The following is a 24330-nucleotide window of genomic DNA, read 5'->3' as shown; positions in this document are numbered from 1 at the left end:
CGTGCGCCTCTCGCTGAAGTCCGCCCGGAGCACCGGGCCTGCCGCGGAGCCTGACCTGGCGCCGGATCTGATTTCCCGTCAGAACCCCGGACGCGACCGGGATCTCGACCTGGAGCTGCGCACGGTCGGCAACGCGTTGCTGGTGCTCCCCAAGGGGCAGCCCGATCCGGCCACCGTGGCGTTCGCGGCCGGGCTCGCGCCGGACACCGAACACACGCTGGTCGTCCTGCAGTTGCCGTTCGGCGTGGACGACATGGGCTGGACCACGGTGGCCCGGCTGCTGACCCGCCGGCTGGGCCGCCGGCCCGGCGGCCTGCGGCTGGTCTTCGGCCAGGCCACTCCCGAGGAGGCGATCCGGGCCGGTCTGCGGATCGGCGCCCAGTTGCAGCGCCTGGTGCTGGTGCCGGACGGCGAGTTGCTGCCCACCGCGGACGGCGGCCTGTTCGTGCCCGCCGACCGCGGCGCCGGCTGGCTGCGGCTCTCCCCCGGCCGCGCCGTCGAGCGCGACTCGCAGCGCTTCCCCAAGCCGCACTGGGAGTTCGCGACCGCCGACCGGCCGTGGGAGGCCTGCCCGGACACCGTCGTCGAGCCGCTGCCCACCGGCCTGTGGCTGCGCAGCGCCCGGCCGACAGCCGAGCAGGGCGGCCGCCACCGGCTGATCGAGAGCCTGGCCGGCCGCCCCGAGCTGCTGACCGTGGTACTCGGCAGCCCCGGCGGCCCCGCGCTGCCGCTGGCCGCCGTGACCGCCTTCTGGCGCGCCATGCTGCCCTCGGCGCGCGGCTGCGTGCGCTTCGTCCAGTACGGCCCGGTGGCGCTGCCCGAGGGTGGCGGCGCACTCGGCCAGGTGCTGGCCGAGGCGTTCGGCGCGCCGGTGGTGCTGTACCCGGGGCTGCCCGTCCCCGACCGCGGTGACGACAGCGGGACGGCCGTTCGCGCGCTGCGGGCGGACGGCTCGCCCGGCTGGCGCGCGTTCAGCTCCGAGCTGGTCTACGCGCCCTCAGCGGGCACGGGCACGAGCACGGGCACCGACGGCGAGGCCGCGCCGCCGGCCCTGCGCGGCCTGCGGGCCCCGGTCTTCGGCATCCCGGAGGTCACCGCGGGCGTGTACCGGTACGCGGCGGACGCCGTGCTGGAGATCGTCCAGAGCGGCCTCTGGCTCCGGCCGCCGGCCGATCCCGCCCAGGCCGACGACGTGCGCCGGATCCCGGCGCAGCCGGGCCGTACGGCGATCCTCTACGACCGCAGCACGCCCCAGACCGCCGACCGCATGCGCGCTCTGGCGGAGGACGTCCGCTGGCGGCTGGAGCCGAGCTGCCGCGAATCGGCCCGGCTCGCCCCGGCGGACGTAGCGGTACGGGCGGCCCGGGGCCTGGCGCCGGACCGGGCGCCGGACCGGGCTGCGCATCCGGCGGCGCACCCGGCTGCGGGCCGGACGGCGATCGGCGGGTCGGCCGACGGGACGGCGGCCGCGGCCGACACGCGGGCCGCGACGCGCCGGTCGTGGGTGCGTCCCGTGGCAGCTGCGGGGTCGTCACCCCGGGCGACGGCCCCGGCGCCCGCACCCGAGTCCACCAGGACCGGCAGCGCAACGCCGCCGCCGGCCGAGGAGGCGTCACCGGCCGCCCTGCCGAGCCCGGCCGAGGCCACCGAAGCCCCCGAGCCCGGCGCGGCCACCGCCGCCGCCGTCACCGGCGTCACCATCCCGGCCGTGGAGCCCACCCCCGCTCCCCCCGCCCCCGCAGCACCGGCACCGGCACCGGCACCCGCACCGCCCGTCGCGCAGCCCGTCCGTCCGCGTGAAGTCCCGCGCATCCGGCTGGAGTCCGGCGCACCGGTCGCTGCGCCGGCCGGCCCGGCGGCACCCGCGAGCCTCCCCACCGCAGCCACGCCGACGCCGCCCGCGCCCCCGACCCCCGAGGCGGCGCCCACCACCACGTCCCCCGAGGTGCGCGTCCAGCCCGTCCCCCGGGCGGCCGCCAGCGCGCTCCCGCCCGACCGCGGCCTCGCGCAGGAGCGCGACTGGGTCCGGCGCACCTTCAGCGCGCAGTACAACGCCCTCGCCGGCAGCGTCTCGCGGGTGATGTCGGAGTCGCCCGGCCTGCGCGGCGTGTCCCGGGCGCTCGACGGCGACGCCCTGACCGAGCTGGTGGCCGTGCGGCTGTACCTGTCGGGCGACAGCGCCGCGCTGGACACCGCCGTGCGGGAGGCCACCGTGGGCCCACACGTCCCGCTGGCCCGCTGCGTCGCCGCCGGCCTCCAGCGGCTGCCGTCCTACCGGGGGGCCGCGCTGCTGCGGGCGATGACCAGCCCGGCGGAGCACGCCTGGTACCAGGAGGGGCGGTTGGTCACCGAGTGGGCGTGCTGCACCGCGCAGGGCGCGGCGTACGCGGCGCCGGAGGGCGCCACCGACTTCCTGATCTGGTCGCTGACCGCCCGGCGGACCAACCTGCTCGACCCCACCGCCCCCGACCGGGTGATCTTCCCGCCCGGCACCCGGTTCAAGGTGCTGCGCGGCGGATCGGCCGACCAGCCCGTCCTGCTCCGCGAGTTGCTCACCTCGGAGGCCGCCGGGGACGGCCGGGCCGACACCCGCCGCCCGCCGCTCGACGAGCTCGCGCTGGGCGGGCTCGAACAGGCCGTCCAGGTCATCACCTCCGCCACCCAGTCGTCCGCCCAGTCGTCGGCACAGGCGTCCGCAGGGGCGTCCGCGCAGCTACCGGCCGGCCCGGCCGGCGCGCCGCCCGGCCTGATCGGCTTCCGAACCGCCCGTCCGACCGCCACACCTGCCACCACCACCGCCGCCGCCCACCCGGCACCTCTCGAAGGAGCGAAGCCGTGACCCGGCAAGTCCTGCTGGTCGCCCCCGACCGCCCGGGTGCCCACCGGTCCATCGCCGCGGCGCTGGCCGAGGCCACCGAGGGCGCGCTGATCACCGTGGCGCCCGGCCGCTACGACGAGGCGCTCGTCATCACCAAGGCGGTGACGGTCGCCGCCGAGGGCCAGGCCGGTACGGTCCGGATCCACTCGGCGAGCGGCAGCACCGTCGTGCTGGACGCCGAGGCGGTGCAACTCTCCGGGCTGCTGCTCTCCGGCGCCGACCGGGAGGCGCCGGTGCTGGACGTGCGGCGCGGGCAGGCCGCGCTGGACGGCTGCCAGGTCTCCGGCGAGGCCTGGGCGGCCGTACTGGCCTGGCAGGACGGCGTGCTGGCGCTGCGCGACTGCCGGGTGGCCAACACCCAGGGCGCCGGGGTCGTGGTGACCTCGGGCGGCGGCAACGTGGCGGAGCGGTGCGAGATCACCGAGGTCGGCTCCTCGGCGGTGGTGGTCGCCGAGGGCGGGCGGTTCACCGTCCGGGACTGCTTCTTCGACCGGCCGCGCGGCAACGGCATCTGCGTCAACGGGAACGGCGCCGCGGTGCTGGAGGGCACCCGGATCCACGGCAGCGGCAAGCCGGCCGTCGCCGTGGAGCAGCAGGGCCACGCGGAGCTGCTCAGGGTCACCGTCACCGACAGCGCCGCGCTCGACGCCTATCTGACCAGTTCGGCACAGATCTCGCTGACGGACTGCTCGTTCACCGGCTCGGGCGGTCAGGCGGTGCACATCGGCGGCGATGCGGCGCCGCTGTTGCGCGGCTGCGTGATCGACTCGCCCGCGACCGGTGCGGTGCAGATCGCCGACGGCTGCCAGGCACGGCTGGAGAACTGCCGGATCAGCGGCACCCCGCTCGGCCTACTGGTCGATGCGAACGGCACGGCGGACTGCACCGGCCTGACCGTGCGGGACGCCGCCGTGGCCGTCCGGGCCGCAGGCGGGGCCCGACTGACCATCCGGGAGGCCGAGTTCACGCTCGACGGCGGCACCGGGCTGGAGCTGGACGCGGGCGCCCAGGCGCGCCTCTCCGACCTGCGGGTGCGCGGCGCCGGCGGCCTCGGGCTGGCCCTCACCGGCGGCGCCCGGGCCGAGTTGACCTCCTCGGTGTTCCGGGGCTGCCGGACCGAGGTCGGCTCCGAAGCCGAACTGATCACCCGGGACAGCGAGTTCGCCGACTCCGAGACCGACGGGATCCGGCTGGTCAACGGCGGCTCGGTGACGGCCGTCGGCTGCCGGATCTCCGGTGCGCGCGGCCACGGACTGACCGTGGACGCCTCCTCCCGCACGGAGTTGACCAACTGCACCGTCATCGACAACGGCGGCGAGGGCGTGCGCTGCGACACCGACGAGCAGGTCCGGATCCACGACTGCGAGATCCGCGACAACGGCGGCCCGGTCCGCAAGCCGGCGGCCGGGCAGCCGGCACCGGCCGCGCAGCCGCCGACCGGCGGCCGCACGCCGGCCCGGGCCCAGGCCCAGGCCGAGGTGCCGGAGGCTGCGGCGACCCGACCCTCGGGGGTCGGCCCGCTCGCCGAACTGGAGTCGCTGGTCGGCCTGGAGAGCGTCAAGCGCGAGGTCACCGGTCTGATCAACCTCAACAAGATGACCCAGCGGCGCCAGGAGATGGGCCTGCCGATGCCGCCGATGAGCCGCCACCTGGTCTTCGCCGGCCCGCCCGGCACCGGAAAGACGACGGTCGCCCGGCTCTACGGCGCCGTGCTCGCCGAGCTCGGCATCCTCAGCAAGGGCCACATCGTGGAGGTCGCCCGCGCCGACCTGGTCGCGCAGATCATCGGCGGCACCGCCATCAAGACCAGCGAGGTCTTCAAGAAGGCCATCGGCGGCGTGCTCTTCATCGACGAGGCGTACACGCTCACCAACCAGTCGAAGGGCAGCGGACCGGACTTCGGGCTGGAGGCGGTCGAGACGCTGATGAAGCTGATGGAGGACCACCGGGACGAGATCGTCGTCATCGTGGCCGGCTACTCCGCGCAGATGGACCAGTTCCTCCAGTCCAACCCCGGCATGGCCTCCCGGCTCGCACGCAGCGTGGAGTTCCCGAACTACAGCCCCGCCGAGCTCGTCACGATCGTGCGCGGGCTCTGTGCGAAGCACTACTACGAGCTCGACGACGACGCACTGGCCGGTCTCAACCGGTACTTCGAGGAGGTCCCCAAGGGCGCCACCTTCGGCAACGGCCGGGTCGCCCGCCAGATCTTCGAGGAGATGATCAGCCGGCAGGCCTCCCGGCTCGCCGCCCGACCCCCGCAGCACGACAGCGAGTTGAGCCGGCTCACCGGCGCCGACGTGCTCACCGCCCCGGCCGACAGCACACCGGACGCCACGCCCGAGACGGCGCCCGCGATCACGCCCGATGCTCCAGCACCCGTTGCCCAGCAGCCCGTTGAGACCAAACCCGCCACCCCCGCGCCCGCCGACGCCGCGCCCGCCGACACCCCGGGACTGCGCAGCATCGCCGCACTGACCGGCCTGGACGCCGCCCGCCGGACGCTGCTCGCGCGCCTGGCGGAGCTGGACCGGCTGCAGCGCTCCGGCGAACCGGTCGGCACCCGGGCGAACCTCGCACTCCAGGGCCTACCGGGCAGCGGACGCCGGACGCTGGCCCGGCTGTACGCGCGCAGCCTGGCCGAGCTCGGCCTCGCCGGCAACGGAGCGACGCACCGGGTGGCCCTGTCAGCCGTACCGGCCCGCTGGCCGGAGCAGCCCGTGCACTACCTGAGCGCGGCGCTCACCGAGGCCGCCGGCGGGCTGCTGCTGCTCGACCTGGACCCGGCGTTCGCGAACCGCCAACCCGCCTCGCGCGACGCGGTTCTCGATGCGCTGACCGAGCTCACCGGCGCCGCACCGGACACGGCGCTCGCGCTGATCGGCAGCCCGCCACAGCTGACCGAGCTGCTGCGCGAACGCACCGCCCTGGTCGCGGCGTTCGCCGCGCCCGTCGAGCTGGCCGGGTACACCGGCGGCCAGGCCACCGAGTTGACGCGACGTCATCTGGCTGCGCACGGATTCGAGTTGGGCGAGGATGCCGCCGAAGCGCTGACCGCCAGGTTCACCGCGCGGCCGCCACACGGCGGTGCGTACGAGCTCCACCGGCTGGCCCGGCTCATCGCCCGCTCGGTCCGGGCGCGGACCGTCACCGCCGCGGACCTGCCGCCCGAACCCGCTCCCCCGGAGCCGCGCCCGGCCGGGCCGGCCCTGGTGCGCTCCTGAGCCCTGCTCAGCCCACGCACTCACCCTCACCCCCTCACCCACCGCCGGCCCGAGGCCGGCACCCGATGAAAGGACGTTCCCATGGCACAGACCTCCGTTGAAATCCAGGGCATGACCGCCGCCCAGCAGAGCTTCCAGACCGCGCTGGACGAGACCAGCGGTGCCTACGCGCAGATGGAGGGCCAGATCGAGGGCCTGCAGGGCAGCTGGAGCGGCGAAGCGGCCACGATCTACACCCAGGCCATGCGGGAGTGGTTGCAGGACTTCAGCAGGGTCAACCAGGCGCTGACCAACATGCTGGAGAGCCTCGCGGCGAACACCAAGGTGTACGCCAACACCCACGAGAACACCCAGCAGATCGCCAACCAGGTGGCGAAGAGCATGGGTTCGGGCGCGAGCGGCCTGCCCGGCTTCCCGTCCTGAGCACCTTCCCTCCTGAGCACCTTCCCTCCTCACCACCCTCCCCCCGTAAAGCCAGACCCACCCGGCAAGGAGCCAGCGGCATGACCACCTACACCGTCCAGATGGAACAGGTCGACTACATCGTCGGCGAGATGAACGCCATCACCCAGAAGCTCACCCAGACGCTCGTCGATCTGGACGACCAGACGAAGATGCACCTCGCGGAGTGGACCAGCAGCTCGCAGGAGACCTACGCGCACGCCAAGGCGCAGTGGGACGCGGCCGCCGCCGACATGACGTTGAAGGCCGAAACCGCCCACACGCTGCTCGGCAGCATCAACGAGTACTACTCCGCCGGTGAGCGCCAGGGCGTTCAGCTCTGGAGCAACTGACGATGGCCATCCCACCGGGAAGTACGTACTTCCCGCCCGACAGCCCGTCAGGGCCCAACCCGAACCTTCCGAAGAAGCCACCCCCGGACCCGCCCGTGGACGTGCCGCCGCCGAAGGTGCCCGACCGCCACTACCACGGCGGCACCGACGTACCCAAGACGCCGTTCGACCCCGACGACGACCCGGGCTGGCACACCGGCTCCTCCGTCTTCACACCGCCCCCGGACCCGGGCACCGGCACGCAGGTGGACACGGGACCGATGGCCCGCTTCTCGGCGTACCTCACGCTGCTCAAGAAGAGCGTGGACGACGCCGGCGCCCAGCTGGTCCCGGTCCAGGTCGAGCCCGGCGCCTTCTTCGCCGCGAACAACATACGCACGCTGATCAACGGCGACACCGGCCTGAAGCAGCAGTACACCCACGTACTCACGGACATTTCGAAGGGGTTGTTCCACCTCCAGAGCGCGACGAACTCGCTGGCCGCCAAGTACACCAGCATCGAGGACCTCAGCAAGATCACGTCCACCGAGTTGCAGACGGCGATGGACAACAACAACGCCCCCGCCTCGGCGGACTTCACGCAGGTGGTGGCCGACCTCCCCAAGCCCCCCGGCAGTACCCCGCCGCCCAACCCTGGCGGTAAGCCGCCACCCGACCCCGGCAGCGGCAGTTCCTGAGCGGAGCCTCTCGGCCCGTGGTCCTCGCCCCACCCGCCGGCGGCGGGACGGTGACCGCGGGCCGCCGCCCCGGGCCACCGGAGCCCGACACCCCGTCACCGGGGCCAGACGACGACAGGAGGACCACCCACCATGACCAGCTACACCGGCGGCGGATTCGCCCAGGGCGACGACGGGGCCATCTTCGGCGACCCCGGCACCGCCACCACCGCAGACGACTACACCTCCTGGGACTGGAAGAAGGTCGAGGCGGCCATCTGCGGCATGTCCTCCGGCGTCGGCACCACCGACAACCTGCAGCGCGCCAAGGGGGTGGCCGACCCCGACTCGCTGATACTGGCGGGGGAGCGGTTCCACTACGTCTACGAGGCGCTGACCTCCACCGCAGTCGAGCTCACTGCTGCGGCCAAGCTGCTCGCCGGCCCCGACGGCCCCTGGAAGGGCGACGCGGCGGACAGCTTCATGACCACGATCAACCTCTTCTCCCAGCAGATATCGGCGACCGCCGACGTCCTGTCAGGCGCGGCGGACGGCACCGAGGCCGTCTACCTGCAACTCGGGGACAGCGGGCTGACGCTCAGGACCGCACAGCAGAAGATCCACGACATCGACTCGTGGTACGCCCAGCAGGCGGCCGAGCTGGGCGCGTCGACCTCCGGCTCCCTCATCCCGATCAGCACGATCACGTCGCCGCCGCTGGCCGAGATGATGACGCACGACATGCGGGTCGTGCTGAGCAATCTGGCAGCCGAGTACAGCATCACCATCAACACGATCCACGCGCCTCCTCCGATCGCCCCTCCGGTCAAGCCGCCGCCCACCACCGACAACCCGAACACCGGGGACAACGGCCCCAAGAAGGACAATCCCAACAAGGACGCCCCCAACACGGACGGGTCGAACGGACCGAAGACCGGCGGGAACGACACCAAGCACAGCGCGCCGCCGCCCCTCCCGGCCCCGCCCAAGCCGAAGCCGTTCCCCGGCGGCCTGGGCCTCGGCGGCGGCAACGGCAAGGACGGGAACGGAAAGGACGGCAAGGGTGGCACCGACGGCCACGGCAACGTGCCGCCGCCGTTCGTCCCGGCGCCGTTCCCCGGCGGCACCAACCTGAACCCGCCGCCGCCGACCCTCGACCTCAGCGGGCTGGACCACCTGCTCAACCCCGGTGGCACCGGCGGCAGCGGGCTCAACCTGGGCGGCGGGCTCGGCAGCGGTCTCAACCTCGGCGGCCTCGGCAGCGAACTCTCCTCCGGCAGCGGCGCGTTCGGTAGCCACCTGGTCTCCGACAACCTGCCGGGCGAGCTCGGCGGCGGCCTGTCCTACCCGGGCCTGAACGGGCTGGGCAGCGGCAGTCTCAACAGCTCGGGCATCGGCGGCCGGCCGGCGCCGATCGGCACGGAGCTCGAATCCGACCTGCCCTCCGGTCTCTCGTCCCTGCGGAAGGGTTCGCTGAGCTCGTCCGGCCCCGACGCGGAGTCCGAGCTGTCCGGGCCCTCGCCGGTCAAGCCGTCCAGCCTCTCCTCGTCCGGCCCGGCCGCCGAGGAGGGCGGCGCAGCTGCGGGCGCAGCCGAAGGAGCGGGCGCGGGCGGCGAAGGCATGCCGATGATGCCCGGCGCGGGCGGCGGCGGCCAGCAGACGCCGAACGAGCGCAGCGACTCCTCCGGCCTGATCGACTCCGACGGCGAACCGTGGGCGGGCGCCGAAGAGTCCGAGGAGGACGAGGTCGGCTCGGAGCACGGCACCGCCGCCGGCGGCGCGGTCCTCGATCTGCCGAGCGGCCTCCTGACGCTGGAGGCGGCGGCCGTCGCGGTGGCGGCCGCGGGCACTCCCGCGACGGCCGGCACCGAGGGCACCGCGCGCGGCGACCTCACCACCTCACCCGAGGCCAGGAGCGAGGCCGAGAGCGGGGGTGGGACCGAGGGCACCTCCTGGAACGAGCCCTGGAGCGCCGAGTTCGACGGCCTCGACGACCTCGACGGCGTCGGCCCCACCGCCGAGCCCAGCGCCGCCGCACCCGGCGTACCCAGCACCACGCCCACCGAGTCCGCACCGGACCGTCCCGACGCCCCGGCGGCCGCGCCCGTGCCGACCGGCGAGGAGGACGCCGAGTCCTTCGCCGCCTGGGACACGGCCGGGTCGGCCTTCGTGCCGCTGCTGTGGGCCGTCCCCACCGAGGAGGAGCCGGAGGTGCTGATCGCGAGCCGCACCAGCGAGGCCGCCGCCATCTGGACCGGCGAGCACCTGGAGCAGGTCGAGCAGAGCGCGCCGCTGGCGGCCTGGAAGCCGCAGCCCGTCGGCGAGGGCAGCGCGTCCGGGCCGGTCACGATCCCGGTCACCTTCAGCTGCGGGGACGGCGCCCCGGAGCCGGAACAGCCGCAGGAGGAGGCAGAGGAAGAGGCCGACGAGGCGGAGGCGGACCCGGCCGCCGCCCCGCCCGGCATCGCCGACCTGCTCGTCCAGGAGCGCGACGCCTGGGGCGCCCTGCCGTCCGAGGGCTACGACGCCCTCTCCTGACACCCCGCCCACCCGTCCGCACATCCAGCCGTCCGCCCGTCCGCCCGTCCGCCCCCGAAAAGGAAATGCAGCATGAGCAGCCCGTACGACCAGGAGATCGAGGAGCTGATGGCGCTCTACCAGCGCCAGCGCAGCGAGGCCGTCGAGACCCGGCGCCGGATCAACGAGGTCACCGGCACCGCGACCGCCCCCCGGCAGACCGTCAAGGCCACCGTCAGCGCCCAGGGCGAGGTCACCGCGATCGAGTTCCCCACCGGCGCCTTCCACCGGATGGCCCCCAAGGAACTCTCCGACGTCCTGCTGGCCACGCTCGCCCAGGCGCGCAGCAACGCGCTCAAGCAGGTCGCCGAGCTGACCTCCCTCGCGCTGCCCGCCGGTGCGGACGTCGTCGAGCTCCTCCAGGGCAAGGTCGACCCGTCCACGCTGCTGCCCGAGACGCCCGGCATGCCGGACCTGGTCCGCGAGTACCTCGACCACGGTGCACCGGCCCGCGCCGGCGCCCTGCGGACGAACGGTTCGGGAGGCTCCGGTGTCTGAGGAGTTCTCGGTCGACACCGACGGCCTGCGCCAGCAGATGCCCTACCTGCGGACCCTGGCCGTCCACTTCAAGAGCCTGGGCTCCGACGTCCAGGCCCGGCTGGACGCGCTCGGCGAGTGCTGGGGCGACGATCCCACCGGCGTGGCCTTCTTCGAGAAGTACGGAGACGGCAGCAGCCAGGTCATCAAGGCGCTCGGCGACATCGGCGACGTGGTGGACAGCACCGGTGACGGCATCGAGACGATGAGCTTCAAGTTCCAGCAGCTGGAGGAGGAGAACGTCTTCAGCGTCCGCCGGATCGGTGGCAACGGCACCACCGACATCCACACCCCGGGCCACGAAGGCGGGCCCGGCAAGAAATGAGCATCGAAATTCCCCCCGAGCTGGCCTGGGTCTCCAAGCTCGCAGTGGGCCAGAACTGGCCCAAGGGCGACGAGGACAAGCTCCGGGCGGTGGGCGACATCTGGAACGAGGCCGCCACCCACCTGAGCACGATGGCCGGCGAGATCGATCCGGCCACCCATGGAGTGCTGAACAGCCTGGGTGGCGACGTCGCCACCCAGTTCAGCGAGTTCACCGGCACGCTGCAGGCGAACCTGCCGCAGATGTCGGACTCGGCGGGGCAGCTGGGTCAGCTGAGCCACGAAACGGCGACCCAGATCGAATACGCGAAGTACATGATCCTGGTCCAACTCGGCTGGCTGTCCTGGGAGATCAGCCAGTTCATCGCCTCCGCCACGCCGGAGGCCATCCCGGGCGCGGTCACCGTGACCCAACTGACCGTCAGGCTGATCCTGCAACGGCTGGCCAAGTCGATCGCCACCGGCATCGCCATGAACGTCGGCATGGACGTACTGGTCCAGACGATCCAGCTGCTCAAGGGCGACCGGACGCAGTGGGACACCAAGAGCACCCTCGGGGCCCTGGAATCCGGTGCGATCGGCGGCGCGGTCGGCGGGGCGATCGGCCTCGGCGCCGGCCGCTTCGCGCCGAAGTTCAGCAACAGCCTGCTCGGCAAGATCACCGTCGGCGGCGTCTCCGGCGTGGCCAGCGCCGGCATCATGTCGGCCGCCCTCGGCGGCGAGTTCGACCTCGCCGGCGCGCTGAGCTCCGGCATGATCGGCGCCCTGGGCGGCCACGACGAGCCGGAGCCGAACAAGTCCGAACCGGGCGGCGGTCCGCACATCGAGCTGGAGCCGATCCACGGCCCGGAGCTCACCGCGCCGGAGCTCACCGGGCCGGAGCTCGTCGAGCCGCCGGGCGGCGGCCCCGGCGTCCCGACGACCGAGCTCCCCCCGGTCACGGTCACGACGCCGGTCACGGAGTCCGGCGGGGCACCAAGGACGGGCAGCGAGGAGGGGACGCACTCCGCCACCGCCCCCGGAACGGCCGAGGCCCAGGAGCCCGGGCTGCAGTACCTGCCCGCCTCGGCCGAGGACGAGGCAGCGTACTGGGCCGAGCAGCCGGCGGAGGAGAACGAGCACGCCTCTGCGGACGCGCACGACACGTCCGGAAGCGGCTGGAGCGCCTTCGGCACCGAGGAGTTCGCCGCCCCGGCCAACGCATCGGCCAACGCCTCTGCCGAGCAGCACACCGGCGAGGCCGCCGGCACGGCCGACGAGTCCCGCAGCACGGGTGAGCAGTCGGCCGGGCGTTACCAGGAAACCGAACTGCACGACTTCAAAACGACGTTGACCAAGTCGGACGCAACCATCGAGCACACCGACGGCGCCTCCGGGGGCGCCAGCGCGGGCACCTCCGGGGGCGCCGGCGCGGGCACCTCCGGGAACGGAACGGCCGAGACCGGCGCGGGCTCCCGCCCGGTGACCGAGTCCGTCGCCAACGCCAACGCGAAGGCCGGCGCGGGCACAGGCGGCACCGGCTCGACGGGATCGCCGAGCGCGCAGGCAGCGCGCGTCAGCACCGAGACCGAGGTCAGGAACGGCACGGAGAGGACCGATTCCGGTTCGCCGTCCTCGATCCGCACCACTGCGGACCTCGACCGCCCCACGGCCGTCAAGGAGTCCTCGGAATCCCCGGAGATCTCGAAGCCCGCAGAGCCCTCCGAGACCGAACCGCAGCACCTCACCGCAACCGCAACCGCAACCGCGACCGCAGGCGCCACAGCGACAACGGCAGGGCCCGAGACCAGGACCAGCACCGAGAGCACCGAAGAGCCGCTCCCCGAGTCACAGTTCGAGGACGACACCGACGCCCGCCTCGGCCTGCTGAGCGACCTGACCGTCCCGAGTGATCGCCTCGGCGACGACGACCCACGGGACCCGGGTGATCCGCTGCCCGACCTGCCGTCGGTGCCCGACACCGCGTTCGCCTCGCCCGCCGGTGTCAGGCAGCGCCTCGGCGACCTGAACCGGACGGCACGCGAGGCCGGTGTGTCGAGCGAGGACCGCCAGGCCTTCCGCAAGGCGGTCCAGGACGCGGCCGACGCACACGACTGGTCGGCCACCACCCGCCACCTCCGGGACTTCCGCAACAGCATCGAGTCCCACGTGCTGGAGCTGCGTTACGACGACTTCGTCTCGCACGCCGACTGGAGCTCCGCGAAGCTCGCCGAGCACGGCACCAGCGACCCCGCCTGGCAGCAGCGAGTGGACGCGGTCGAGGCCGCCCGGGTCGGCTTGGACCCGGCCCGGGTGGACAGCAGCCTGCGCGAGTACACCGACTACGTCGAAGGCCGGCAGGAGCCGGACGGCGCAGCCGGCCTCGGCGCCGTGCCGGAGCTCCACCTGCGCGAGCAGTTCGTCAAGCTCGCCTCCGCCGACGACACGGAGGCGGCGCTGCGGCGCCGGCTCTTCCAGGCCGACGGTCCGGAGACGGAATCCGACGTCCGGCAGCAGCTGGACCAGCATCTCGAACTCCGGCGACTCGATGAGCAGTTGCAGAAGCTCAAGAGCAGCGACCCGCTCCCCGAGCACACCGAGCACGCCGAACCAGCTGTCACCGACGAGGAGTTGAGCAACCGGCTCAGCGCGCTGTACGACGGCGACACCCCCGGGGCACCCGAACTGCACCAGCAGATCGAGCAGGCACAGACCGAACAGCAGAGCCGCGAGGCACTAGAAGCACTGGACCTGCAGCGACGGTACGAAGCCCTGCTGCGGCCGGAGCCACACGACGGCGAGGACGGCGGGAACGGCGAGGACGACGCACCGCCACCCACCGACGAGGAGCTGCGCGCGCGCCTGACCGCCCTCTCCGAGGGCACCGATACCCAAATCGCCGAGCTGCACCAGCAGTTGGCCACCAGCACCAGCGAGGACCACAGCCGGGCGGTGGCCGACGAGCTCGACCAGCTTCTGACGCAGCGTCAGGATGACCGTCTGGCCCGGATCAGCGGCTACCAGGACCAGTTGCACTCCCTGCGCGAGGACCTCACCACGCAGCTGGCCGAAGGCCGGCTGGACGAGGCCGCCGAGACAAGCCGGCAGTACGACCACGTGCTGAACCTGCTGGACGGCACCCGCCACGAGCACGAACGGCTGCTCGACCTGCAGCAGGAGACCGACCGACCGCTGGAGCGCCCCGAGGACGCCTCCCGGCTCAGCCGGATCGCCGACGACGGCTCGTCGGACCGTCGCGATGACGAGCAGGCCGGCGGGCCGGAGGTCGCGGCAGCGTCCGAGTCCGGCACCGACGGCGCGCCCGAGGAGCGGACACCGGAGGAGATCGACGACCTGTTCGGCTCACTGCCGGACACCGGCGACCTGCCCTCGTTCGACGCCCCCGAGGAGCGGACGCCCGAGGAGATCGACCAGCTCTTCGGCTCCCTCCCGGACACCGGCGACCTGCCCTCGTTGCCCGAGGCCCGCGACACGGCCGACACCTCGGAGCAGCAGGAGCGCATCGCCGCGCCGGTGGCGCACGACATCGAGCTGCCCGACGTACCGCAGCCGCACCCCGGCGGCGAACACGAGAGCAACCATGAGGGCGAGGCGGAGAGCGAGGGCGCACCGCCCCGGGCCGAGAGCCGGCCGCGACCCGCACCCGGTAACGCGCAGCCGGAGCTACTGACCCGGCAACGGCAGCCGCGCCACGACGACTCCGACTCGACGTCCAGCTCGGACACGGAATCGGACGTGGACGCGGACAGCGAGCTGCTCGCGCCGCTGACCGACCCCGACCGGATTCCCGACACCGCCGACCTGGACGAGTTGCTCGCACTCACGCGCTCCGACGACTCCGCTGCGGAAACCCCGGACCAGCACGACGGCACCAGCGCCGAGCACGAGCCGGAGCCCGAGCCGGAACCCGAACCCGAGCCGGAACCCGAGCACGAGCCCGAGCCCGAGCCCGAGCCGCAACCCGAACCCACGCCCGTCCCATCCCCCGTTGCCGCCACCGAGCCCGCCCCCATCCCCGTCCCCGACCCCGCCCCTCCCACGCTCGACGGCCAGCAGCACCGGCACCTCGCGGGCATCAAGATCACCGATGCGCCCGAGCCCACCGCCGTCCGCAACCGCATCGTCGAGCTGCTCGGTGACGGCCAGGACACCCCGCAGATCGCCCAGCAGCTGGACGCGATCCTGGACCCGGCGAACTTCCGTGGCAAGCACGCCACGATGGTGAACGGCGGCTGGCGGTTCACCCTGCGGGTCGGCGATCGGCCGTTCGAGGTGCGGGTCGAGGCCCAGCCCGGCGAGTGGCGGCTCCAGCAGCGCGCCGACGGCGCCACGGCACCGGCCAACGACGGCGAGGGCTTCGAGGTCGCGGCCGAGCACAGCTACGAACCCGGCCAGACCAAGGTCCAGCTCTCCACCGGCGAGGCGGGCCTCGACGAGGCGCCGAGCTACACCCACACGCTCAACCCGAAGCTGATGGTGACCGCTACCGTGCCCTTCGGCTTCGGCGGGGTCACCCATGCGACCGAGACCTCGGTCAAGCCCGCCGAGTCGGTGGCGAACAAGGTCGCACTGACCGGGCCGACCCATCTCTACGAGTCCGAGTTCGGCTACCACGTCACCGTCGTCAACGAGGAGGGCACCGAACAGCGCCCCGGTCAGCGCACCATCGGCGACCAGACCATCGGCCAGCCGCCGCTGATCACCGGTCCGGTGCGCGCCGAGATCCCGCTGCCCGAGTCCACCCAGAACGGCCAGACCACCCAGAACGATCAGCACAGCTGGACCGGCTGGGAGCCGGCACCCGCCCCCGTCCAGGGCCACCCGCTCACCATCACCGGCCTCGGCGCGGTCCGCGACGCGGTCTTCGCCCAGCTCCCGCAGGAGGGCCGGCCGGACGGCACGGCGCACCGCGCCATCATCGACTTCCTCGACCCGACGAACGTGATCGGCGGCTTCGAGCACGCGTCGTCCTGGGGCCTGACCTCGCCCCGGATCACGTTCACGGACGGGCAGCGCGGGTTCCTCCGGCTGACGATCCGCCCCGGCACGTCCACCGTCCTGTCGCGGGTCCAGGGGAACAGCGTCCTCGGCAACAAGTGGTCCACCGAACAGGCCGGCAACCGCTCGGAGAGCAGCACCCGGAGTCTGGGCATCAACGTCGGTGCCTCCGGGCAGATCTGGCACTCGCCGACCGACTCGGAGAGCAAGTGGGCGACGGGCGCCCTCGGTTACACCTACTCCAGCAGCAGCACCCACGGGGTCAAGGAGAAGCGGACCCTCACCGTGGAGCAGAGCCACCAGGGGACGGGCCTGTCCGACCTGGTGTCGACGCCGGTGCAGTTCGACGTCGAGTTCGTCGGGCTGCCGCGGGAGTCGATCACGGTCCCCCGGCCGCTGGACCCGGAGGCCGGTGGCACCACCGCCACCGTCCTGCGGGTCCGCCCGCACGCCCGGACGGAGCAGCCGGCCGAAGCCGCCCCGACCGTCGCCTCCCCGGCACCCGCCACCGCAACCGCAACCGCCACCGCTGCGAAGCGCGCCCGCACCTCCTACCTGCACGTCCCCGGATCGGCGGAGCTGGTGACGCACATCGCCGACGCGCTCCGCGAGCAGGCCCCCGACATCCTGCCGCCGGCGACCGGCACCGCCCAGGCCGGCGGCGAGCTCCAGGCGCAGGCGAACCTGCACAGCCTCCGGCAGCAGCTTGCCCCCTCCGCGCTGCGCGGCAGCGCCCGGGACCTGCTCGACGGCACCTTCCGGCTGACGCTCACCGAGCCCGACCGGCCGCTGCACACCGCCCGGACGTACGAGGTGCTGATCCGGGCCGACCTGGCCGATGCGAACGCCCCGGCGTCGGGCAGCGCGACAGCCACGACCAAGGAGACCGTCACCCGCAGTGCCGCCGCGGACCGGACGGTCGGCGGCGCCGGCAAGCACGCCGTGGGCTTCAGCGGCAACGTCCGCGCCGCGCTGAACCCGGCCGACACCACACGGCTGTTCTACTCCGCGAACGTCGAGCGCGTCGGCAGCAGCACCCACCAGCTCACCACGGGCAACGAGTTGGAGGTCAAGCGGGAGTTCAGCCTCGAGTCGACGGAAGACACCTTCGCCCACCAGGTGACGTACCGCGCCCTGGTCCGCCCGCTGGAGCCCGCGAACCCGACGCGCCAACTCCCCCCGCACGACCCGCAGTCGCAGGCCGCGCCGGTGGGCACGGTGGTGCCGCACAGCGGCGGTGACCTCGTCCTCGGCATCCAGCGCACCGAGACTCCCGAGGAGGTGCCCGGCCCGCTGACGCTCGCCAAGCTGCCCCCGGCACACCTCGTGCGCGACGTCACCGATGCCGCCGCGTTCCGCCGGCAGGCCGAGGCGGCCCTGCGCAACGCCCACCGAGAGGCGTTCGGCAGCGCTCCGACCGCCGAGCAGGTGCTGGAGCTCGACAAGGCGCTGGACGCCCTGACCGGCCGGCACCAGCTGCTCAGCGCCGTCTCGGGCTCGCACGACTCCTGGTTCACCACCGCCGACGTGCACATCGATGCGCAGCGCAAGCCCGAGACCGCCGGTCTTGCGGTCCGGACGCGCCTGAGCGACTTCGTCTACCACGAGACCCTCGCGGGTGAGGGCAAGCTCGCCGTGGAGCTCAAGTCCGGCACCTCGAACGCCGTGGCCGACAAGGAGTCCGTCACCGGCAAGGGCGGCACCGGCCTGGACGCCGGCCGCTTCCCGCAGACCCCGCTGGGCCTGCACGAGTCGAGCTGGCAGGTCCGCGGCGGCGCCAAGGTCAAGGGCTCGCTCGCGGGCGACCGGAGCGACTCGTTGAAAGAGAAAGGGACGACGACCCGCAAGGTCGCGCAGAAGGGCACCTGGCACGTCTACCGGGCGCGGGCGGAGATCAGCGTGCTGGGCCGGATCACCGACGCCGCCGGCAAGGTCACCTACCGGGACGCCGGCCGGACGGACGAACCGGCCTCCGCCCACGAGGTGCTGATCCTGCTCTCGGACGCCGACGTGCGCCGGCTCGCCGCCCCGGCGGCCGCGGCCGACGTTCCGGAGCCCGCGCAGCGCCGGCAGGCCGCGCTGCTCGACGACGGCGTCACCGGCGGCGCGATCGCCGAGTTCCCCGACTCGGACGCGATCCTCACCGAGATCGACCACCAGCTCGGCGGCGCGCCGGACGGGCCGCCCGTCGCGGCGCTGCCGTTCGCCGACGCCTTCTCATCGGACAGCCTCTCGGCGAACTTCGACGACCTGGTCAACGGCGGCATCCTGGCCTACCACGTCCAGGAGAACCGGTCCGTCCGGACCATCACCCAGGTGCTGGTGCGCGGCATCCCGCACGACTGGCAGGACACCGGGCAGCGCGCCCCCTGGGAGCTCACGCGCAAGACGGGATCCGCGCGGACCGTCAAGGGCACCGCCGCGGGGAGCTGGACGCTCGGCTTCGACGGCAACATCCGCCCCTCGGTCCGGACGCCCCGCTCCGCGGAGCACTTCAGCAACGTGACCTACTCCCCCGGCGCGGGCTTCGAGGGCGGCCGCAGCAGCGACGCCGAGCTGGGCATCACCACGAAGGTCGGGCACAAGACGTCGAAGTTCGGGGGCATCCTCGGGTTCCGCAGCCGGATGACGTTCGAGGTGACGGCCACCCGGCAGAGCTCGTACGGCCTGTACAGCGAGCTCCGGCCGCCCCGCGAGGTGCCGGAGTCGACGGTGACGGCCTGGGTGCCGGAGTCGATGACCGTGCCGCACCCGGGCGCAGAGGCGATCGTCGAGCCCGCGAACGGCGAGCCCGCGGGCGGCGAGCTGAGCGAGGTCCTCGTCACGCCGGTCCTCGATCCGGCCTGGCAGGCCTCGCTCACCGCGGGCCACGACCTGGTCGGCTTCGACCACACGAACGGCCTGCTGGACAGCGCGGTGCAACTGCTGCTGGACCCCCGGAACCCGCCGGCGGGCGTGTTCGGCCGGCTGGGAGCCGCCACCGCGGAACTCTTCGACCCCAACTCCGGTCTGGTCGGCTCGAACGCGGTGAAGATCGCGGAGGCCGCCCTCTCCGCGCCGGTGCTGCGGATGGCCCGGGACACCGTCGGCTCCTTCGTGAACGACCCGCGCCTGGGCGAGCAGAACCGGTTGCGCAACGCCCAGCGGCTCCCGCTCGGACCGCAGGTCGCGCTGCACCAGGCGCTCGCCCCGCAGTCCCTGCACGCGAACTTCCACCGGCTGAAGGACCCGGACGAGAAGTACGTGACCGTCCCGCTGGGCCCGGACGGCCGGACCAAGCTCGTGGTCGGCGTGGAGCCCACCGGACCGGCGACCGAGGTCGGGCGCCGGGAGGCCGGCGACGACGAGCTCACGGGCTCGACCGAGCAGGAGTCGGCCGCCTCGTCCAGCAGCACGAGGACGTGGAACGTCGCACCGGCCGACTTCACGGCGACGACGAACGTCCCGACCGTGACCGTCCCGGTGAACACGGGCAAGTTCGGCAACACCCGGACGACCGCCGGGGACGCCCCGGCCACGCGAGCCCCCGGCACGCCGAGCCGCGGCCTGCCGATCGGCGCCGTCCCGTACGACAAGCCCGAGACCAAGCCGGGGACGGCCGCGCTCAAGGGCTCGCAGACGCTGTACCGGCAGCCGGTCGTGATCACCGTCAACCGGCGGGAGGACGCCGAGGACTACGGCGCCACCGCGCGCACCGCCGGCCGGCTGTACTACTGGGCCGGCACGCCGGCGCCGGAACCCGCCGTCGCCGAACACCCGCACCCGGAACCGGCCGAGCAGACCGAGCAGCAGCAGGTACCCCCGGCCGTGGCACCGCCGGTGGCACCGCCGCTGGGTCGCCCGCGCCACTGGTACCAGGAGGGCACTCGCTGGCGGACCTCGGAGCCCTCGCACGCCGACCGGACGTCCGACAGCCCGTCCGGCGGCCCGAGCGGCACAACCACCACCGCCCCCGCCACCACCAGCACCGCCACACGTACCCGCACCCGGAGCACCGACCCGCTGCCCCGCGGCGACCAGCTCAGCCACCCCTCTGCCCAGGCCCCCGGCCACTGGCAGGCGACCGTGACCGAGGCGGAGGCCGCCGGATACTTCCAGGGGATCCTGAACCACCGGATCACCATGCCGGACAACACCCTCGCGCCGCTGCCGTTCGCCCACCCCGAGGACGGCTGCGCCGACCGGGCACACGCGATGGCCACCTGGCTCACCAGCCAGGGCGTCGCCAACAAGAAGATCTTCGCCGACTACCGGCGCAGAGGCGCGAACGGCATGGTCGAGGAGCTGCTGCACGTCGACTCCGAGAACGCCCGGGGCGCCGGCCCCGGACAGCCCGGTCCGGTCAACTGGGGGTACCACGTCGCGGTCGTCGTCCATGTGACGACACCTCAGGGGACCGTCGAGGAGCGGGTCTTCGACCCGTCCATCAATCCCAACGGCCCGGTGACCACGGCTGCCTGGCTGGGCAGCATGGGTGTCTTGCACCCGACTCATCTGGGCGAGAACGCCAACCAGGTCGCCGGCAACCTGCGGCTCCTTCACGGTGCGAACCAGAACAACACCCACCAGGGCTACCCATTCGACGCGCCGACCGTCTACACCGCCGAGAACCACATCTACACCAGGCTGAGCCTCGGTCCGAACGGACAGGACGCCGTTCCCGGCCAGGCCAGCATGGCGGATGCCCAGAGCCTCTGGGAGAACGTGACCCAATACGGCGTCGCGGCGAACGTCGTCGAGGTCGAGATCCGCAGGCTGTTGCGCACGGGGATCACCGTGCCACGGCCCGCGGACGTCACCACCGTGCTGCACGACGGTGTCGGAAACGTTCAGCAGCCGACCACCGCCACCACCACGCTCTACGAGCCGGGCACCGACGCCCGGGTGCCCACCAGCACCATCAGCTCGCTCTACGTGCACGCCGACGCCACCGGGCCGGTCATCCCGATACTCGGCCACGGCCAGGTCCCGCTGATACCGGCGATCACGACCATGACGACCTACGAGCTCCACGGCGACCCCAACCTGCCGGCCTACTCCTTCACCACGCTGTACCAGCGGCCCGCCGACCCGCATCAGCCCGTCATCACGAGCGTCACGCTCTACAACCAGAACCAGCATCTCCTCCTGTCGGCCACCACCAGCACCACCTTCCGCAACCCGCAGGGCGGTGCCATGCAGCCGCGAACCCTGTCCACCAGGCTGCACAGCCACGTGGACCGGCTGCTCCAACCGACCACCCTCACCACCGGACTGTTCCAGGACACCGGCTTCCCGCTGCGGACGGCCGCCGCTGCCGCCACCACGCGGACCAGGCGGGACGGCAGCATCGCGCTGCCGCGCGCTTCGGACAGCCTCGGCGATCCCGTGCTGCCGTTCACCCACGGTGGTGTGCTGAACGACGCGCAGGGCAACAGCCTGCCGATAGCCGTCGAAACCACCGCCCACTTCGACGCGGCCGGCAACCCGATGGCAACGAACACCGCCGCCACCAACGCGCAAGCAGGCGGCAGCCTGCGCGTGCTCCGCACAGAGGCCACCTACCACGCCCCGGACGGCACTCCCCTGCCGACACCGATCGTCACCGACTACGACCAGCACGGCCTGCCGGTGCTGGCGCCCGGGCTGGGCCTGCCGGGTGTCCAGGCCCCCGTCCGCCTCACCCCGCACCACGACCTGCCGACCGACCTGCCGCAGGAGCACATCGCGGTCGGCGACGACGCCGAGTGGGCGCATCCCGTCGAACACCCGGTCACGGCGGACCAGTGGGCGGCGCGCCGTGACTCCGCACCGCGCGCGGAGCGGAGCACCGAGCGGTTCAGCCCCTCCACCACGGCCCTCGGCAACCCCGAGCGCAGGCCCGGTTACCTGCACGGCCGGATGGTCTACGTCCGCAACAGCACCCGCCGGATCCAGGCGGACGACGGACGCTGGGTGCGCCTCATCTCGTTCCACCTGCCGGTGCGGCTGGGCGCGGGCGTCTCGGCCGCGCACCTCGACGGATTCGAGGAGCGGGCCAACGACCTGCTCGACCAGCACCTGAACATCGGCTACCTGCTGCCGCACTCCGGCGACCAGGTGCACTTCGAGGCCACGTTCACCCGCAGCGACAACCACCCGGAGGCGATCGAGCTCACCGGTCCGGAGCAGACGAACGGCGCCACCCCGGACCGCGCCGACCAGCACCACCTGAACCTCGCGCACAGCGATGCGGACGTGCTGCACGAACTGCTGCACTACGCCGGCCTGAACGACGAGCAGCGCAACGACGAGGCGCTGTTCCTCAACACCGACGCGAAGTCGAAGACGCACGGGCTGATGGCGAACACCACCGACGCGCTCGGCCGGACGATTCCGCACCGCTACCTCTCCGAGCTCGAACGGCTCACCGAGGACGGCACCCCGCTGCGCGACCACCCGCTCCCCACCGATGACCGGCAACCCGCCCGGCCGCTCGACCCCGCCCCGCGCGGCGACGACCCGCTGCCCCCGGGCGGCCAACCCCCGACCCACCCCGCCGCGCAGGCCCCGCTGCTCAACGACGACACCCAGAACACCGACCAGGACATGGACATGGACATGGACGTGGACGTGGACCAGGTCGGCAATCAGGGACTGGACTTCTTCGACTGGGACATGAACGAGGCAGCCCCACTGGCCCCTGTGGCACCCGTGGCACCCGTGGCGACCCAACTGCCCGCCGCCACGGCCATACCCACCACAGCCGTACCCGGCACCCAGCCGCATCAGGACGCCAACGAGGCCTACCTGTGGCAGTTTCTGATGGGCGACACGACCGGCCAGCCACTCGCGCCCATGCCCATGCCCATCGATCTCGCCAACCTCGGGCTGCCCACGGCCAACACCGCACTCCCGAACACACACCCGAACACGCACCTGAACACCGTCGCGAATCCGCACCTCAACACGCTGCCGACCACGCACCTGAACCCGCTGCCGACCCCGCAGCAGACCGCGCAGCCGGCTCCCCACCCGACCGCGCAGCCGAGCACCAGCACGGCGCCGCGCACCGAGACGCTGACCGACAATCAACTCCGCGAGCTCTTCGACCAGGTGCGGACCCTCGAATTCGTCAACAGCGACGGCGCCCGGGTGCCGGTCCCGTTCGACTATCCCGAGGAAGGCTGCCCGCACCGCGCGCACCAGATGGCCGCGCACATCACCAGGCAGAACTACGCGGTCAAGAAGATCTTCGCCGTGCATCAGCGATCGAACGGAGCGGCCCAGCCCGCACGCGCCCTTTCGGTGCCGTCGCCGAATGCCGCGGACGCCAAGCCGGGAACCTCCGGGACGGTCACCTGGGATTACCACGTCGCCGTGGAGGTCAAGGTCAAGCGCGAGGGCGGGCCGGACCAGGACATGGTCTTCGACCCGTCGATCCGCGCCGACGCGCCCATGACGAGGAGTGAGTGGCTGACCAGCATGGGAGCCGGAGGAGCGGAGCAACTCGGCGACACCTATGCCGACACGGTCGCGAAGATCCAGCAGTACCACAACGACAGCACCGTCAGCACGCACCAGGGGTTCCCGCTGGACCGGGCGACCTTCTTCACCACGGAGTCCTACACCTACACCAAGCCGGCGATCAACAGCGGCCCGGACCATGCCGGGGTGCGCTCCGGTGAACCGTTCCCGCAGTGGTCGAAATCACCGGAGCAGGCCGACAACACCTGGCAGTCCTTCGGTCAGAAGAGCCTGTCGGAATTCGCCACCAAGGCACAGGAGCGACGGGCGGCCCGGATCGCCACCCAGCAACCGACGAGCTCGACGACGGACCAGCTCCCGAGCAACCCCAGCAGCTCCAGCAACTCCAGCACGGTCAGCGGGCCCGCCAGTGTCGCCGGGCCGAGCAGTGCCGTCGGGCCCGGCAACACCGGTGGCTCCACGGCGACTTCGAGCGCCCACAACAACGCCTCGGCGCAGGAGATCACCCAGACTGCCGCCGGCCTGCCGGCCTTCCCCTGGGACATGTGGAACGCGACCCCCGGGCCCACGGCCCCGAGCGCCATCCCGAGCGCTATACCGAGCGCCATCCCGAGCGCCATCCCCGACCACACGCAGCCCGCTGCGCACCCCGGGGGCGGCCTCCCGAACCCCCCGCAACAGCAGGAGTTGAACTGGGACGACTTCCTCGCCCCGGAGGAGGGGAGCGGCGACGCGGCGCAGCAGGCCGAGGACGACCACGCAGCGGGCTACTTCATCTGATCGAGCACAGCATCAACCGAACACCGCATCAACCGAGCCCCGCCACCGCGAGCCTGACGAACGGCAAGCCGCCGGTGTTGGTTCCTGATCGCCGCCGTGAAGTCTTGTGCGGTTCG

General features: G+C 72.9%; 9 protein-coding genes. All 9 read left to right on the top strand.

What is annotated here, in order from left to right:
* Position 1 precedes the first annotated feature (1 nt).
* The 9 genes from AC060L_RS21450 (at position 2) to AC060L_RS21410 (ending at position 24214) form a co-directional block, all read left to right on the top strand.
* Positions 2 to 2839: a hypothetical protein gene (locus AC060L_RS21450; RefSeq protein WP_483800453.1), complete on the top strand. Its 2838-nt coding sequence runs from the start codon at positions 2 to 4 to the stop codon at positions 2837 to 2839.
* Positions 2836 to 6102, top strand: coding sequence for a right-handed parallel beta-helix repeat-containing protein (locus AC060L_RS21445; RefSeq protein WP_483800452.1), 3267 nt, complete (start codon positions 2836 to 2838; stop codon positions 6100 to 6102). The genes AC060L_RS21450 and AC060L_RS21445 overlap by 4 nt, the downstream gene beginning before the upstream one ends.
* Positions 6103 to 6183: 81 nt before the next feature.
* Positions 6184 to 6525 (top strand): WXG100 family type VII secretion target, encoded by a 342-nt coding sequence (locus tag AC060L_RS21440; RefSeq protein WP_483800451.1) that lies wholly within the window; start codon positions 6184 to 6186, stop codon positions 6523 to 6525.
* 80 nt (positions 6526 to 6605) lie between these two features.
* The gene (locus tag AC060L_RS21435; RefSeq protein ID WP_483800450.1) at positions 6606 to 6896 is read left to right on the top strand and encodes a WXG100 family type VII secretion target; all 291 of its coding nucleotides are present in this window, start codon (positions 6606 to 6608) and stop codon (positions 6894 to 6896) included.
* A gap of 2 nt (positions 6897 to 6898) precedes the next feature.
* Positions 6899 to 7573 carry a hypothetical protein gene (locus AC060L_RS21430; RefSeq protein ID WP_483800449.1) on the top strand — a complete coding sequence of 225 codons (675 nt, stop codon included), beginning with the start codon at positions 6899 to 6901 and terminating at the stop codon, positions 7571 to 7573.
* 132 nt (positions 7574 to 7705) lie between these two features.
* Positions 7706 to 10090 carry a hypothetical protein gene (locus AC060L_RS21425; RefSeq protein WP_483800448.1) on the top strand — a complete coding sequence of 795 codons (2385 nt, stop codon included), beginning with the start codon at positions 7706 to 7708 and terminating at the stop codon, positions 10088 to 10090.
* Between the two features lie 72 nt (positions 10091 to 10162).
* Positions 10163 to 10627, top strand: coding sequence for a YbaB/EbfC family nucleoid-associated protein (locus AC060L_RS21420; RefSeq protein WP_483800447.1), 465 nt, complete (start codon positions 10163 to 10165; stop codon positions 10625 to 10627).
* Positions 10620 to 10991, top strand: coding sequence for a WXG100 family type VII secretion target (locus AC060L_RS21415; protein ID WP_483800446.1), 372 nt, complete (start codon positions 10620 to 10622; stop codon positions 10989 to 10991). Before AC060L_RS21420 ends, AC060L_RS21415 begins: the two co-directional genes overlap by 8 nt.
* The gene (locus AC060L_RS21410) at positions 10988 to 24214 is read left to right on the top strand and encodes a protein-glutamine glutaminase family protein (RefSeq protein ID WP_483800445.1); all 13227 of its coding nucleotides are present in this window, start codon (positions 10988 to 10990) and stop codon (positions 24212 to 24214) included. Before AC060L_RS21415 ends, AC060L_RS21410 begins: the two co-directional genes overlap by 4 nt.
* Positions 24215 to 24330: the final 116 nt, after the last annotated feature.

The sequence above is a fragment of the Kitasatospora sp. NEAU-69 genome, from assembly GCF_057158765.1.
The sequence above is the reverse complement of the archived record's forward strand: the minus strand, read 5'-3'. Positions and strand labels throughout refer to the sequence as shown.

Excerpts from the sequence above, each read along its gene's own strand:
- AC060L_RS21440 (WP_483800451.1), top strand. The coding sequence starts at position 6,184 with ATGGCACAGACCTCCGTTGAAATCCAGGGCATGACCGCCGCCCAGCAG.
- AC060L_RS21435 (WP_483800450.1), top strand. The coding sequence starts at position 6,606 with ATGACCACCTACACCGTCCAGATGGAACAGGTCGACTACATCGTCGGC.
- AC060L_RS21430 (WP_483800449.1), top strand. The coding sequence starts at position 6,899 with ATGGCCATCCCACCGGGAAGTACGTACTTCCCGCCCGACAGCCCGTCA.
- AC060L_RS21425 (WP_483800448.1), top strand. The coding sequence starts at position 7,706 with ATGACCAGCTACACCGGCGGCGGATTCGCCCAGGGCGACGACGGGGCC.
- AC060L_RS21420 (WP_483800447.1), top strand. The coding sequence starts at position 10,163 with ATGAGCAGCCCGTACGACCAGGAGATCGAGGAGCTGATGGCGCTCTAC.
- AC060L_RS21410 (WP_483800445.1), top strand. The coding sequence starts at position 10,988 with ATGAGCATCGAAATTCCCCCCGAGCTGGCCTGGGTCTCCAAGCTCGCA.